This window comes from Marinobacter sp. L-13, from assembly GCF_056857715.1.
Genome location: NZ_JBSXNQ010000043.1, coordinates 15410 through 30410 on the forward strand (window position 1 = coordinate 15410; position 15001 = coordinate 30410).

General features: G+C 58.9%; 15 protein-coding genes. 10 read left to right on the plus strand and 5 right to left on the minus strand.

The window, feature by feature from the left end; translation table 11 throughout:
• Window positions 1-18: 18 nt before the first annotated feature.
• Window positions 19-1209 carry a signal recognition particle-docking protein FtsY gene (gene ftsY, locus AC13DD_RS05150; protein ID WP_008175681.1) on the minus strand — a complete coding sequence of 397 codons (1191 nt, stop codon included), beginning with the start codon at window positions 1207-1209 and terminating at the stop codon, window positions 19-21.
• A gap of 161 nt (window positions 1210-1370) precedes the next feature.
• Here ftsY and rsmD point away from each other — a divergent pair, with 161 nt between their 5' ends.
• Window positions 1371-2021 carry a 16S rRNA (guanine(966)-N(2))-methyltransferase RsmD gene (rsmD, locus tag AC13DD_RS05155; RefSeq protein WP_008175679.1) on the plus strand — a complete coding sequence of 217 codons (651 nt, stop codon included), beginning with the start codon at window positions 1371-1373 and terminating at the stop codon, window positions 2019-2021.
• A gap of 77 nt (window positions 2022-2098) precedes the next feature.
• On the opposite strand, the gene AC13DD_RS05160 is transcribed toward rsmD, so the two are convergent.
• Window positions 2099-3277, minus strand: coding sequence for a DesA family fatty acid desaturase (locus AC13DD_RS05160; protein WP_482930930.1), 1179 nt, complete (start codon window positions 3275-3277; stop codon window positions 2099-2101).
• A 140-nt stretch (window positions 3278-3417) separates the two neighbouring features.
• Here AC13DD_RS05160 and mutM point away from each other — a divergent pair, with 140 nt between their 5' ends.
• From mutM to AC13DD_RS05200, 8 genes are all read left to right on the plus strand, one after another.
• Entirely contained in the window at window positions 3418-4230 is an 813-nt protein-coding gene (gene mutM / locus AC13DD_RS05165; protein ID WP_482930931.1) for a bifunctional DNA-formamidopyrimidine glycosylase/DNA-(apurinic or apyrimidinic site) lyase, read from the plus strand.
• A 184-nt stretch (window positions 4231-4414) separates the two neighbouring features.
• Window positions 4415-4744: a hypothetical protein gene (locus AC13DD_RS05170; protein WP_008175672.1), complete on the plus strand. Its 330-nt coding sequence runs from the start codon at window positions 4415-4417 to the stop codon at window positions 4742-4744.
• 95 nt (window positions 4745-4839) lie between these two features.
• Window positions 4840-5529: a GMP/IMP nucleotidase gene (gene yrfG, locus AC13DD_RS05175; RefSeq protein ID WP_273017516.1), complete on the plus strand. Its 690-nt coding sequence runs from the start codon at window positions 4840-4842 to the stop codon at window positions 5527-5529.
• A 41-nt stretch (window positions 5530-5570) separates the two neighbouring features.
• A complete protein-coding gene (hslR, locus tag AC13DD_RS05180; protein ID WP_008175667.1) occupies window positions 5571-5978 on the plus strand; it encodes a ribosome-associated heat shock protein Hsp15 in 408 nt (135 codons plus the stop codon).
• A gap of 69 nt (window positions 5979-6047) precedes the next feature.
• Window positions 6048-6902 (plus strand): Hsp33 family molecular chaperone HslO, encoded by an 855-nt coding sequence (gene hslO, locus AC13DD_RS05185; RefSeq protein ID WP_008175666.1) that lies wholly within the window; start codon window positions 6048-6050, stop codon window positions 6900-6902.
• A 172-nt stretch (window positions 6903-7074) separates the two neighbouring features.
• Window positions 7075-8610: a phosphoenolpyruvate carboxykinase gene (locus tag AC13DD_RS05190; RefSeq protein ID WP_008175663.1), complete on the plus strand. Its 1536-nt coding sequence runs from the start codon at window positions 7075-7077 to the stop codon at window positions 8608-8610.
• An 87-nt stretch (window positions 8611-8697) separates the two neighbouring features.
• A complete protein-coding gene (locus AC13DD_RS05195; RefSeq protein WP_088558734.1) occupies window positions 8698-8976 on the plus strand; it encodes a hypothetical protein in 279 nt (92 codons plus the stop codon).
• Between the two features lie 44 nt (window positions 8977-9020).
• Window positions 9021-10055, plus strand: a complete 1035-nt coding sequence (locus AC13DD_RS05200) for a DUF2157 domain-containing protein (protein ID WP_482930932.1) — start codon at window positions 9021-9023, stop codon at window positions 10053-10055.
• Window positions 10056-10077: 22 nt separating this feature from the next.
• Here AC13DD_RS05200 and AC13DD_RS05205 read toward each other — a convergent pair whose 3' ends face one another.
• Complete coding sequence (locus tag AC13DD_RS05205) at window positions 10078-12141, minus strand: TRAP transporter large permease subunit (RefSeq protein WP_482930933.1); 2064 nt, start codon at window positions 12139-12141, stop codon at window positions 10078-10080.
• Between the two features lie 26 nt (window positions 12142-12167).
• Complete coding sequence (locus AC13DD_RS05210) at window positions 12168-13232, minus strand: hypothetical protein (RefSeq protein WP_482930934.1); 1065 nt, start codon at window positions 13230-13232, stop codon at window positions 12168-12170.
• Between the two features lie 293 nt (window positions 13233-13525).
• Here AC13DD_RS05210 and AC13DD_RS05215 point away from each other — a divergent pair, with 293 nt between their 5' ends.
• Window positions 13526-13798, plus strand: a complete 273-nt coding sequence (locus AC13DD_RS05215) for an HU family DNA-binding protein (protein ID WP_482930935.1) — start codon at window positions 13526-13528, stop codon at window positions 13796-13798.
• 42 nt (window positions 13799-13840) lie between these two features.
• On the opposite strand, the gene AC13DD_RS05220 is transcribed toward AC13DD_RS05215, so the two are convergent.
• Entirely contained in the window at window positions 13841-14806 is a 966-nt protein-coding gene (locus tag AC13DD_RS05220) for a putative solute-binding protein (RefSeq protein WP_482930954.1), read from the minus strand.
• Window positions 14807-15001 lie beyond the last annotated feature (195 nt).

The window sequence follows — 15001 nt, forward strand, 5'->3', positions numbered from 1 at the left end:
GCGCGGCTGGATTCCGGGCTATTCGTCAAACAGGGCGTCCACAAAGGTTTCGGCATCAAAACTGCGCAGGTCGTCCACCTGCTCGCCGACACCAATAAACCGGATGGGCAACTGCAACTGACGGGCGATGGCAAACACGATACCGCCTTTGGCCGTGCCGTCCAGTTTCGTTAACGTAATGCCACTGACGCCGACGGCCTGCTGGAACACCTGCGCCTGGCTCAGGGCGTTCTGGCCGGTGCCTGCATCCAGCACCAGCATGACCTCGTGGGGTGCGGATTCGTCCAGCTTCTTCATAACCCGGACCACCTTTTCCAGCTCCTGCATCAGGTTGTCCTTGTTCTGCAGGCGGCCGGCAGTATCGGCAATCACCACATCAACACCACGGGACTTGGCCGACTGGATGGCATCGAAAATCACCGAGGCACTGTCAGCGCCGGTGTGTTGCGCCACCACCGGAACCTTGTTGCGCTCGCCCCAGACCTGCAGCTGCTCAACCGCAGCGGCACGGAAGGTATCGCCGGCGGCCAGCATGACCGATTTTCCTTCGTTCTGGAATTTCTTGGTGAGCTTGCCGATGGTGGTGGTCTTGCCCACCCCATTTACGCCCACCATGAGAATCACGTAAGGCGTCTTGCCGGAGTCGATCTGCAGTGGCTTGGTGACATCCTTCAGCAGACCATGCAGTTCATCCCTCAGAGCCTTACGCAGGGCCTCGCCGTCTTTGAGCTGATTGCGCTCAAGTTTGTCGGTGAGTGAGTCGATGATTTCAGAAGTGGCGGTTACGCCGACGTCTGCCATCAGCAGCGTAGTCTCGATTTCCTCCAGCAGTTCCTCATCGATTTTCTTGCCAAGCGAGAACATGTCGGACAAGCCACCGGTCAGGCTTGCCCGGGTTTTGCCCAACCCCTTTTTGATGCGCTCGAAAACGCTGACCTGAGGCTCCGGTTCCGGTGCTTTCTGCGGTTCTTCCGCGGGCTCGGGCTCTGGGGTCGGTTCCGGCTCAGCCACCGGCTCTGGTTGTGGCTCTGCGGCAGGCGCTTCAATCTCGCCCTCTTCCGGCTCTGGTGCCGGCCCTTTGGAAACCTCGGGCTTGCGCTGCGGCACCGGCTTGGGGCGTGGTGCCCGGCTACGGTTGCCGACGATATCCAGGACAAATACGAGCACAAGAAGGGCCAGGAGGCCGATTGAAATCCACTCTGCCGTCATAAAAATCAATCCATCAGTCTGAATGGGCGGGACAAAGAAAGCCGGTATTCTAGCAGACTGTCCCGGTGAAGTGAGGGTCGCTCCGATTATCGCGACCGTAAACGTTTCCGGTAAGATGCAGGCACATATCCTGAACCGAATATTTCCGTGGAGCGGCGGCTATGGCGCGCAGACAATCCGCAAGCAGGTCTCACCAGACGAGATCCCCAGCCGGTCGCGAGGCGGCTCCGGCTGGCAAAGGCAGCGGCACAGGTGAGCTGCGAATCATTGGCGGCGACTGGCGCAGCCGGAAACTGCGCTTTCCGGACGCCGGTGGCGTTCGACCCACCCCCGCGCGCACCCGGGAAACCCTGTTCAACTGGCTTGCCTTCCACCTTGCCGGCAGTGACTGCCTCGATTTGTTCGCCGGCTCCGGCGCGCTTGGGCTAGAGGCTCTTTCCCGGGGTGCCGGGCAGGCCACCCTCGTGGACCACACGCCAGCTCTGGCCAAAGCACTGCGGGACAACCTCCGGTTGTTGAAATCCGACAACGGCGAAGTGGTGTGTTCGGACGTCGAAAGCTATCTGGCCCAGAGAAACCGGCCGCCATTCGATATCGTGTTCATGGATCCGCCGTTTCGCCAGGGCTGGCTCGAAAAGCTGTTTCCGTTGCTGGAACAACAGGCGTGGATCAAACCCGGCGGCTGGGTTTACATGGAACACGAGAGCGAGCTGCCAACGCCTTCTGTGCCCGTTTCCTGGCAGCTGCACAGGCAAAAGAGTGCGGGACAGGTCACCTACTCCCTGTTCCGGGTTGTTTCCGGGCCAGAATAAAAAAGGGCCAGATGAACGCTTTCATCTGGCCCCGGATTCCCCGCCGAAGCAGGTTTACGTCGATTCTCTACCCGGCATCAGGTTGAGGGGCGCAGCGAGTAGGCCCGGAGGTGCTCGGCGAACTCTTCCAGATAGCGGATACCGCTGGCTTCCGCCTCACGGCACCACTCCATCAGCGCGTTCAGCTTGTCCTGGGGTTTGAGCCCACGCTGGCGCCAGAGGGCCTGCAGCTCGTGGCTCTTCTCATAGATCTGGCGCAGCACCGCATTGCGCTCCAGCACAGACTCGAGGGTTTCCTTCTCCTTCGGCTGAATCAGTGTGATCTCACGGGAGAGCAGTTGCTTGAGCTTCCGGTAACGGGGACGGATCTCATCGTCCATCAGCGACTTCTGCTGGCGCAGGACCGGCTCCATGACACGTTTACGGTACTGGCGCATGATATCGAACCGGTTGTTGGCGATGGCCTGAACCGTTTCCACATCCACCTCCAGTTTACCCGGCACATGGTGGGCAATGGGTCGATAACCCTTGGGCTTGGCCAGTCCGAACAACTGGAACAGGCGGATGTAGCCCCAGCCGATATCCACCTCGAACCAGCGGCGAGACAGCTTGGAGGAGTTGGGATAGGTATGGTGGTTGTTGTGCAACTCTTCACCGCCAATCAGAAAACCCAGTGGGCTGATATTGCGGGCGTTATCGGCACATTCGTAGTTCCGGTAACCCATCCAGTGGCCGATACCGTTGACCACTCCGGCAGCCCAGACTGGAATCCACATCATCTGCACCGCCCAGATCCAGATACCGTGAACGCCAAACAGGGCCAGGTTGATTACCGCCATCAACGCGATGCCGAGCATCTTGTAGCGGCTGTAAACATTGCGCTCCACCCAGTCTTCCGGTGTCCGCTGGCCATAGCGCTCGAGCGTTTCGGGCGTCGCCGATTCCGCATAGAGTTCGGCGCCCTGGAACAGTACCTTGCGAATACCCAAGACGACCGGGCTGTGGGGATCTTCCTCGGTTTCGCACTTGGCGTGGTGTTTACGATGGATGGCGGTCCATTCCTTGGTGTTCTGCGCAGTGGTTAACCAGAGCCAGAACCGGAAGAAGTGTTTCAAGGCCGGATGCAGGTCCAGCGAGTTATGCGCCGAATGGCGATGCAGGTAGAGCGTTACACTGACAATCGTGACGTGTGTCATTCCGAGGGTGACCAGAATGACCTGCATCACCGACAGGTCAAGAAGACCATTAAACCACATAGCAAATCCTCAAAATCAATATCTTTGGCGCGAGGCCAACCTTCACACTTTAGCGTACAGCTGTAAGCCACAACAACAGCATTTGGATGCAAAATTGTTACTGATTACACTTAGTCGTTTTCCACCGGAGATTCCCGCCCGTGCCTGAACTGCCCGAAGTAGAAACGACCCGACGGGGTATAGCACCCCACTGCGAAGGCGAGACAATAACCCGAGTGACAGTCCGCAACGGCAGTCTGCGCTGGCCTGTTCCGGCCGATCTGGGCGAGAAACTGGAAGGTCAGGTGATTAAAAGTGTAGACCGCCGGGCCAAGTATTTGTTCCTGAACATGGACCGGGGCACGGTGATTGTTCACCTTGGCATGTCCGGCAGCCTGCGCATCATCACTGACAATACCCCTCCCCTGACCCATGATCATATCGACGTGGCATTACAGTCTGGCGTCATCCTTCGATTCAACGACCCACGCCGGTTCGGCTGCTGGCTGTGGGCTGATTCCGCCGAAGAGCACCCGCTGATCACCCACCTGGGTCCAGAACCCCTGGCCCCGGAATTCAATGGCGCGCACCTGTTCCGGCTCTCCCGCGGCAAAAACACACCGGTGAAATCGTTCATCATGGACAATCAGGTGGTCGTGGGTGCCGGTAACATCTATGCCAATGAAGCGCTGTTCAAATCGGGCATTCATCCCCGGCGCAAAGCCGGGAGAATCAGCCTCGACCGCTATCACAGGCTGGCCGAAGCCATCCGGGAAACGCTCAGCGCCGCCATTCTGACGGGAGGAACCACCCTCCGGGACTTCGTGAACAGCGATGGCAAGCCCGGCTATTTTGCCCAGTCCCTGCTGGTGTACGGCCGGGGCGGCCAGCCCTGCAAGGAATGCGGGGCGCCACTGAAGGAAATCCGGATGAACAATCGCTCAACGGTTTACTGTCCCCGTTGCCAGCGCTGAACGCTTACCAGATCGCACATTCTGCAACGAAAAATCGTTTGAAAATGCGCAAATATGATTCATAGTTAACAGAGGATTAACGCCCACGGTTTACAATAGGATGGTATCCGGTTGATACGATCCGGGTTTGCTTTTCTTTAAAGCAGTACCCTTTCAGGGCCACTAAAGCTCAGGAGACAGTAAGATGACCCGCAAGATTTCCCGCACCCTGGTAGCCACTGTGGCGGCCTGCCTGTTGGCATTCTCATCCCTCGGGCACGCCCAGGCCGTGGACGAAACCCCGTCGGCACTGGCAATGACCGGTGATGCGATTTTTGTTCGCCCGGCCTTGCTGGCTACCACCATCGTGGGCAGCGCTGTCTACCTGGTCTCCCTGCCCTTCTCCCTGCTGGGCGGCAACGCTGATGAAGCAGGGGAAGTTCTGGTAATGGGCCCGGCCAAGGCGACCTTCGTGCGCTGCCTGGGCTGCACCCGTACCGGCAAGAAACCCGAGACGGTCCAGACCAGCAACTGATCCGGCTCCATCGGGCGCGCCTCCGTACTATCACGGCTTGCCCCGACGAGCGAACTCCGGCAGCCTGAAGAAAATTCTTCAGGCTGTTTTTCTCTATGGTTGACTGGTCCTCGCTTAACACGGTGTTCCTGGATATGGACGGGACACTGCTGGATCTGCATTTCGATAACCACTTCTGGCTCGAGCATCTGCCGGCAAGGTACGCCGAGCACTACGACCTCCACCCCCAGGAAGCGAAAGACCGCCTGATTCCGATGATCATGGCCGAGCGCGGCTCACTGAACTGGTATTGCACCGATTACTGGAGCGAGCGGCTGTCCCTCGACATCACGGGGCTGAAAGCAGAGGTAGGTGACCGGATCGGTTACCGCCCCCACGTCACGGATTTTCTCGATGCCCTCCGACAAGTCGGGCTTCACTCGGTGATTGTCACCAACTGTCACCCCGACCCCCTGGCCCTGAAGCTGAAACGAACCGGCCTTGATACACGGGTGGATGCCATTGTTTCCAGCCACCAGTTGGGCAAGCCCAAGGAAGATCCCTCGTTCTGGCAGGACCTCCAGCGAGTAACGCCTTACCAGGCCGAAAGCACCCTGATGGTCGACGACAGTTTTCCGGTGCTGGAAAGTGCGCTGGAGGCCGGCATTGCCCAATGTCTGGCCGTATTGGCGCCGGACAGCCAGCAGGAAGCCCGGGAGCAGCACCCGGAAATACCCTGTATTCATCACTTCGATGAAATTCTCCCCGCGCTTCGCCAGCGGTCGCCCCTGCCATCCGGCCGATGACAGGGTTATAATTGGGCTACAAGCCCATCAGGTGAGGAGACATGACGGCATCAACCGCTGACGACCAACGTGTAAGACTCGATAAATGGCTCTGGGCCGCCCGATTCTACAAGACCCGCTCCCTGGCCAAGGAAGCGATCGAGGGTGGCAAGGTCCACTACAACAGCCAGAGATGCAAACCCGGCAGGCTGGTGGAAGCCGGCGCAAAGCTGACGTTGCGCCTGGGCTGGCAGGAAAAAATCATTATTGTTGATGACATCAGCGACCGGCGCCGTGGTGCACCCGAAGCTCAGAAGCTCTACCACGAAACCGAAGACAGCGTTAAGAAACGCGAGGAAATGGCCTGGCAGCGTAAAACTATGCAGGCAGCGCAGCTTCCTCCGGCCAGACGCCCCTCAAAGAAAGACCGAAGGGACATTCAGCGCTTTCGCGAACAGAACGGCCTCTGAACCCTTTATTACATCCCCGCCCTCAGTCAAACGTGCAACGACCGGCATTCAGCATTCAGGAGACACAACATGGCAGCCCGCGACCAGTTCCAGCGCTTTATCTTTGAACACAGCCAGGTGCGGGGAGCCTGGGTTCAGCTAGCGGACAGCTATCAGGAAATCGGCAGCCAGGCGCCCTACCCGGACACGGTCCGGGAACTCCTCGGAGAAGCACTGGTGGCGAGCATCCTGATGAGCAGCACCCTGAAGTTTGAGGGTACATTGTCGGTACAGGCCCAGGGGGAAGGGCCTCTGCGCACATTAATGGCCGAGTGCAGCCACGACAGACACATCCGCGGCCTGGCCCGCTTTGATGAGCATGCGGTCAGCGAAGACAGCTTCCACGATCTGCTCGGCGAGGGTCGGATGGCTATTACCATCACGCCCAACCGCGGCAACCGTTATCAGGGCGTTGTACCCCGGGATCAGGAGACACTCGCCGGCTGCCTTGAGGAATACTTTGATCGCTCGGAGCAGATTCCCACCAGCCTGTTCCTGTTTGCCGACGAAAACGGCGCCGCCGGCTTGATGCTACAGCGCCTGCCGGGCGCCACAGAGGAGGATGAAGACCTCTGGGACCGGGTAAACCATCTGGCCCGAACCGTGGAAGCCTCCGAATTACTGGAGCTGGACAGCGAAACCCTGCTTCACCGCCTGTTCCATGAGGAGACCGTACGCCTGTTTGACTCCGAACCGGTCGCCTTCCAGTGCAGCTGCTCACGGGAGCGTACCCTCGGTGCCCTGGAAGCCATCGGCCGCGAGGAGTGTTACAGCATCCTCGAGGAAGAGGGCTCTATCGAAATGGACTGCCAGTTCTGTCATGCTCACTATCGCTTCGATAGAAATGATATTGATCATCTTTTCACCGGTCATACGCTACACTAGAAACACGTTCGATTAGCCGGGAACCCGCTGATAGCAAGGCTTCCCGGGCAGTCGTTTTTTACCGGCGTCTCTGGCATAATAGCGCGCCTGAATTGACCCGATTGCTCAGATTTCCGTCAATTTTAGGAAGCGGCCTGAGCAATCACTAAGACATCCCGAGGGCGAGGTCGAAGTGAGCAACACTTATAGTGATCTGAGTACAGCACGACTGGTTGAGGTGGCACTGGCGCGTGAAGAAGGCCAGCTGGCATCCAACGGTTCCCTGGTCGTAAAAACCGGTGAGCGCACGGGCCGGTCTCCCAAGGACCGTTATATTGTCGAGGAGCCCAGCACCTCGGACGATATCCACTGGGGTCCGATCAACCGTCCTTTCGACGCTGAAAAATTCGACGCCCTCTGGGATCGTGTTGAAGCCTACATCGCCGAGAAAGACCAGTTCGTGTCTCACGTTCATGTTGGTTCCGACCCGGAGCACTACCTGCCGGTCAAAATGACGACCGAGACCGCCTGGCAGAATCTGTTCGGCCGAAACCTGTTTATCCGTCCGGACAGCTATAACCCGGCCGACAAGCAGGAATGGCAGATCCTGAACGCCGCCAACTTCGAGTGCGATCCCGAGCGCGATGGCACCAACAGCAACGGCTGCGTGATGATCAACTTTGCCAAGCGCAAGGTTCTGCTGGCTGGCATGCACTACGCCGGCGAGATGAAAAAAGCCATGTTCTCCGTGCAGAACTTCCTGCTGCCGGAAAAAGACGTGCTGCCCATGCACTGCTCGGCCAACGTCGGTGAAGACGGCGAAACCTGCCTGTTCTTCGGCCTGTCCGGCACTGGCAAGACTACCCTCTCCGCCGATCCGCACCGCTTCCTCATCGGTGACGACGAGCACGGTTGGGGCCCGGGCACCGTATTCAACATCGAAGGTGGCTGCTACGCGAAGTGCATCGACCTGACCCGGAAAAATGAACCGATCATCTGGGACGCCATCCGTTTCGGTGCCATTGTCGAGAACGTGACCATCGACCCTGAGACCCGTGAGCCGGATTACACCGACGTATCCCTCACCGAAAACTCCCGCTGCGCCTACCCGCTTGAGCACGTTGAAAAGCGCGTGATCGAGAACCGCGCCGGTGAGCCATCTCACATCGTGTTCCTGACCTGCGACATGACCGGCGTCCTGCCGCCCGTGTCCATCCTGAGCCGCGAAGGCGCCGCTTACCACTTCCTGAGTGGCTATACCGCTCTGGTTGGCTCCACCGAGATGGGCTCCTCCTCAAAGCTGAAGTCCACCTTCTCAACCTGCTTCGGTGCGCCCTTCTTCCCCCGTCCGGCCGGCGTTTACGCCGAGCTTCTGATGAAGCGGATGGACGAGTTTGGCAGCAAGGTCTTCCTGGTCAACACCGGCTGGACCGGCGGTCCTTACGGTGAAGGCCAGCGATTCAGCATTCCGACCACCCGCGCCATCATCGCCTCAATCCAGAATGGCGACCTGGACGACGTGGAAACCGAACACCTGCCAACCCTGAACCTGGACGTGCCCAAGCATGTTCCGGGCGTGGACACCGAGCTGCTGAACCCGCGCAACACATGGGTAAGCCCGGACTACTACGATGGCAAGGCCCAGGAACTGATCGCCCAGTTCGTCGAGAACTTCAAGAAGTTCGACGTGGCAGATTCGATCGTCGAAGCCGGTCCGAAGCTGAGCTGAGTCGATTACGGCAAGTAAGGAAAGCGCCCTGCGAAAGCACGGCGCTTTTTTTGTATGATAGCCCAACACACTCTAGGAAACGGCTTCATGAAACAGCGTCTACGCCAGCTCTTTTCGTTTATTCTCAAACCACTGGAATCCGGAAAGGTTGGGCCCAGCTACAAAGATTCGCACCGCACCGTGCTGAATGTGGTGGGCGTCCTGTTCCTCGTTCTGGCGACGGTGTCGACGGCGATGCTCGTTTACACCGGTAAGGCAGGCGCCTTGATTCCCGTGCTTGTTTTCTTCGGTATTGGTGGCGTGTCCCTGGTGGTCGGGACGTTGGGCTCGGATGCCGCGGTGTCGAAGATGTGGGGCAATCGGTGAGCTGAACCGGTTCCAACAAGGAGGTTATTCATGGGGAAGCATTCATGGAACTGAAGCGCAGTCTTCTCGATCAAGCCGCAGGCAAAGATATCATAACGGACGAACAGGCTGACCAACTCTGGACGTTCCTCTCAGAACAGCAGCAACAAACACCCTCTTTCCGTTTCACCCACATCCTCTATTACTTCGGCGGGCTGATTGCAATCGGGGCCATGAGCCTGTTCATGACCCTCTCGTGGGAAAGCCTTGGTGGATGGGGTCTGCTACTGATTGTCCTGATCTACGCCGGCGCAGGCCTGTGGCTCACCGAGTTTTTCCTGAAGCGGCTGAACCTGAAAATTCCTGCCGGGATCACTGCCACTTTTGTCGTTGTCCTTACTCCACTCGCGGTTTTCGGGTTTCAGGCCGGCATGGGCTGGTGGTCGGGCGGCCATGAATACCGGGACTACCACCGCTACATCGACTGGAGCTGGTTATTCATGGAACTGGCTACACTGGCCTCAGGCGCAGTCATGCTGTGGCGCTACCGATTGCCCTTCCTGGTCATGCCGGTGGCCGCCACGCTCTGGTACATGAGTATGGATCTGGCTCCCTTCCTGTTCGGTGAGGAGTACGTTGCCTGGGAACTCAGGAAATGGGTCTCCCTGTGGTTCGGACTCCTGATCGCCCTGCTGGCTTTCTGGGTGGATATCCGAAATCAGAGCAGCCGCGACTTTGCGTTCTGGTTATACATATTCGGTGTCACGGCTTTCTGGAGCGGACTTTCCCTGATGGAGTCTGAGAGCGAGTGGAGCAAGCTGCTCTACTGCATGGTGAATATTGCCATGATTTTCACCGGGGCCATTCTGGGCCGGCGGGTATTCGTGGTCTTCGGCGGTCTGGGAGTCGCCGGGTACCTTGGCTATCTTGCCTACGAGGTTTTCGAGAACAGCCTTCTGTTTCCAATTGCGCTTACGTTGATTGGTCTGGCGATCGTGTGGTTGGGCATTCTGTGGCAACGGCACGAACAGCCCGTTTCAGACCGGTTGCGACGCCTTCTTCCCACACCGCTCAGGGAACTGATCGAGCGTCGCCATTAGACAGAGAGCCAACACCAAAACCTCAGGCGTAAAAGATAAGGGGTATGAAGGCCACCAGCACCAGCGAAATCCCCATGGCAATCAGCGGCATAATGATACGCTCATGGCGTTGATAGAAAGTCCCCGTTTCCTGTTGCGCCGCCAGCACTTCCGCTTCACCAACCACCTGCCGCGTCAGCAGATGGTTCAGGGCCACCGGCGGGCTCAGGTAGCCCAGCTCGAATGCCACCAGGGTCACCATCCAGAAATGGATCGGATGAATCCCGCTGGAGTAGGCAATCGTGGCGACGGTGGCCGTCACCAGGATCACCGCACCGAACGCGTCCATGATCATGCCCAGGATCACCAGGATCACCACCATCAGCAACATTGCCGACCAGGCACTGTCAAACGACTGCGGGAAAGCCTCCATCAGGTGAGCCCGTTCGATCACCCCACCGATGCTCACCGACAGACCCAGTAACAGAAGTAGCGCGCCAATTTCCGCCGTCGTATCGTTGGTGGCGCCACGAAGACTTCGCTCCAGGCCCTGGTGATTGATCTCCCCCGAGGCTTTTCCTTTCCGGTTTTTCAGGCTGACATGCTCGTACACAAGAATTGCCAGCATGATCACTGGCAGCAATCTTGGCGCCGAAAACTCATCCATGCTCACGTCCAGTGCCAGACGATAGAACAGCACCACGGCAGCGATTACCAGAACATAGGGAATCAAGGGTTTTAACGCCTGCGTCATGGCCGGAAAGGCCTCTGCAGAAGGCGCCAGGTTGAACTGGCTCTGGCGGTTCACACTCAGGGCCACAATCGCGAACATAGTGGCGGTCAGCACGAACACCCAGATACCCCAGCCAAACAGTTCGTCTGTGGTGACCTCCCGGTTCAGGTAGGCAATCACAACGACCAGCAAACAGGGCCGCAACACCACGCCCAGGGAGCCGGACATGGCGGTGGCAGCCAGAGCCAGATGGCGGCGGGCACCGGCCGCGCGCAGTTCACTGTAGATCACTGCGCCGGCCGCGATCACAAAGATGCCGGAGGCACCGGTGTAGGCCGTGGGTACGGCAGCAACCAGAACCGCCACAACCGCCAGCATTTCCGGGGGCATGCGCCAGGGCCGGAAGACATTGAACACCAGGGTGGCCAGGCGGGTCTGCTTCAGCATCATGCCCACCCACACGTACAGACCGACATTCAGGAACATGTCGGACAGCTCCATCATCTTGCCAAGGTAGATACCAATACCGGAGGCGTGTCCGATCAGGGCGAAATAGGTGCCAGAGATCAGACACATCACGGTATAGAGCGGTACGGCCAGAAAGGCCTTGTTCAGACTGCCACCTTGCTGGAGGTCATCCGGCACCCGGAACAGACGGTACAGGCTGGCCAGCGTCAGGCAGGCGAAACCGACAATCCAGAAATTGTGCAGCAACAGCTCTTCCGATGAGACAGCAGTGTCCGAGCCCAGACTGGACTGCCGGAAGATGGCGCTTGAGCCCAGCAGCATGGCATTGGCGATGGTTTGCAGGGTATGGGAGACGGTGTAATCCAGCCGGGTCTCCATGGCACGCATGGCGATGTGGTGACGGGTCAGGGTCGCGGTCACCGCACACAGCATGACCAGGATCACCAGAATGAAACGCTGGGACTCCAGGCCAAACGCAATGAGGTCGGCAATGAACAGTTCAACGGCCCGATAGGCTTTTACACCCGGCGTCAGCTGGTCCCGGAGGTTCTCGAAATTCTGGTGGGCCTCGCGGCAGTCAGCAACGGCCCGTTCGATGGCGAGCCGAACATCGGCCGGATCTTTTTCCTCGGCCCCCAGCAGGGCCGCCATGGGGTCATCCGCCTCGTCATCGGTCGCCATTTCCGCCGCGACCGCCGCCTCAATATCCCGGTTCGGGTCGCAGGTGGGCTGAACCGGATCCATCCGTAATTTGTAGTAGCCACTCCAGAGCTGTTCGCCTCCGCGCAACATCTGGTTGTGGATGTCACTGCTCGTGGAGAAGATGACCACCGCCAGCAACAGCAGACAGGCCGGCAGCGATGAAAACCACTCCAGCCCGCTACGATGAAAACTGCCCTTCGACATAACTGATTACTCTGGGTAGGGAGTGGTTACAGCAGATCGTCCAGATCCATGGTTTCGACCTCTTCCTGCTGGTCATCCCAGAAGGTGCCGAGCTGGCCCATGGGCGTGCGATGCCCGGTATTCTCGACCCAAAGACGGTCAGACACTGCGACGATCATGTCGGTTGCCATGGCGTCCACGAATCGCCAGTCCTCATTCGCCGGAGTAGTCTCGATCGATTCAGCGTGTTCCCGAATCACGTTCCGTATCATCACCTCGTCGCCCTTGTTCAGGGCCGCGATGGCATGGAAGACGTGAGGCAGGCGAACGCCGGCAGCATCACCCTGCTCGCCGGCAATGGCCAGCCGCTCAAACGCATCCTCGCCTTCTGGCTGGGCGCCAGGGATCATGGCCCAGACCGTTGCTCTCAGAGCCATAGGCGCACCCCACCATTTCTCATTATCAAGACAGCTGGTGGCCCGGGCGGCAATGGAACCAACGTTGGCCGGCACGCCAATGGAGGAGGTGGACTGGATCTGGGCGTTCAGGGCCTGCAGACCGGACAGCAGTCCGGCCATGTAGATGAATTCGTCCATGTCGTCGTCGAAATCCGGGCACTCGCCATCGGCGGGGTTGCCGTAATGGGCATTGTGGTGCTGCCAGGCGGTGTAATAACGCCGGGCGGCAACCGTATGGGCCCGCTTCTGGCGGATCATGGCGTCTTCGGCGGCATTGCCGTTCATGGCGTTCAGGGCGGCAAGAGCCGCCAGCTCATGTTCCCGGGCCTCTTCTTCGGCACAGCCCCCGGCTGAGAGGTAGAGCATGACTGCCAGCTGGTCCGGCTCATTGGTGACCCTGCCGAAGGACATCAGCAAGGGCGCAGTTGCCTCGCTCATGGCGCAGCCCATGGCCAGGTCATTGCTCTCCATCAGAAACGGCAACGTGTGATCCCTGGAGAAGCCCTGCATTACATCCCCGGTGGTCTTGTACATCACGTGATTCACCGCGCCACAGCCACTCAGGACCACACTGGCCATAAAAGCCGCCATGAGGTTACATACACGGCACCCGGGAAAAAGCGCCTTGCGGGAGGGATTCCGGACATGGGTCATACCTTCTTCACCTTTTCGTTTTTTGTTCTGATGCAGTCCTGCTGCGATCGCACAGGCCAGACTCCGGCGGACAAACCGGTTTGTTACAGACTGTAACCAGGCACGCATTATGGCGTACGACGCCCGGTTTTTATGCGACCGATGCCGCAAATGACGCCGAATGACACACACTTCCGCCGCCCGGGGGTTTGCACAATGAGCCCGGAGCCACTATAGATTGGAGCAACCGTGAGTCGTTGTGATTCCGGCCAGGACCAGACTGAACCAATAGAAATACAAAAAAGGAGTATCCGATGCGCAAACCTGAACTCGCCGCGGCCATTGCCGACCGCACAGGCCTGACCCGGGACAAGGCCAGTGAAGTAATCAACGCGTTTACCGACCAGGTGTCGGCCGCTGCCTCCCGGGGCGAAGACATCACCCTGATCGGCTTTGGCACCTTCAACATCCGCAGCCGAGAGGCGCGGGACGGGCGTAACCCTCAAACCGGCGAGACCATTCGCATCCCTGCCAGCAAGACCGTCGGATTCAAGGCCGGCAAGGCTCTGAAAGACGAAATCCGCTAGTCAGGCACAGGCCCGCAGACGCGGGCCTGCTTCACCCCGGCCTCAGCTTCCAGCAACGGAGGCGCACTCGGAACGAGTGGCATCTACCCGGCACCGAATCGCTTTCATCAACTTGATGGCGCGCTCATCGTAAATACCGTCCTCCAGTAACGACAGGCGAACCTTGCGAAGCATCTTGTCGTATTCGGCGGTATCCTCCCGGGGCAACTGCATCCAGACATCTTCCGGAATCTCAGCCTCTGCCTGGGCGATGATTTCGTAAGCCTCGTCAATGCGCTTGATGGCCTGGTCACGCACCATCTGGCCGGCGGAATCCGGGAACCGGTCACGGTGGATGATCACCTGGAAATTCATGTAGCCGAGAGCATATTTGACCACCGCACCGTTGGGCTGAACGCCCTTGTACAGTTCCAGTGGGGTGTAGGCGACGGCCGGGGCATAGGCCAGGTCAACGCTGCCGTTGTTGAACTTGCCGGCAAAGTTCGCGGAATTGGAACCCACCACGGAGGCGCCCACATGGCGAACCATCCGCACGGACGCCTGATCGTAGTCCAGGGTGGCAATCCGTTTGCCCTGTAGCTGCTCGACTGAATCGATAGCGCGGTCACGGGTGTGCAGGTATATGGCACCCCCCGGGAACACACCGGCCACTTCGTAGGGGCCATCAATCAGGAACGGCCGGGCCTTGGGCTGGCTCAGGGTGTTGTACAACAGCCGCATTTCCTCTTCGCCAGGCACTGCGCCCATGGCTTCGAGGCTGCCCGTGAACTTGTTGAATTCCCGGGCCCGGGTGCCGGTGAGCAGAACGGCGTCGCACTGGCCCGCCTTGAAGTCCTCGGCGGCCACCTTCTCATCGGTGTAGGCGCGAAGATCCAGCTTGATGCCGTTTTTCAGGGCAACCGGCTGGAAGGTCTTGGTGATGGCAAACAGGGGACCATTGGCACCAACCGGATCAAAAACGCAAAAACTGCGTTCCAGAGGCTCGTTCTGTGCCTGTGCCTGACCCATTGAGGGCAGGATCAGACTGGCACAGAGGGCAGCCGCCATGGCTACCCGCTGGGGGAGGTTTGCTGATTTCACGGGATGACTCCTGGTTATTATTGTCGGGCGCCGGTCTCTATAAATGCACCGGCCAGGCCACGCTTTCCTTGGTCGACCATAGGGCGACGGCTACAAGAATACGTTGGCACAGGTGCCTGCCAT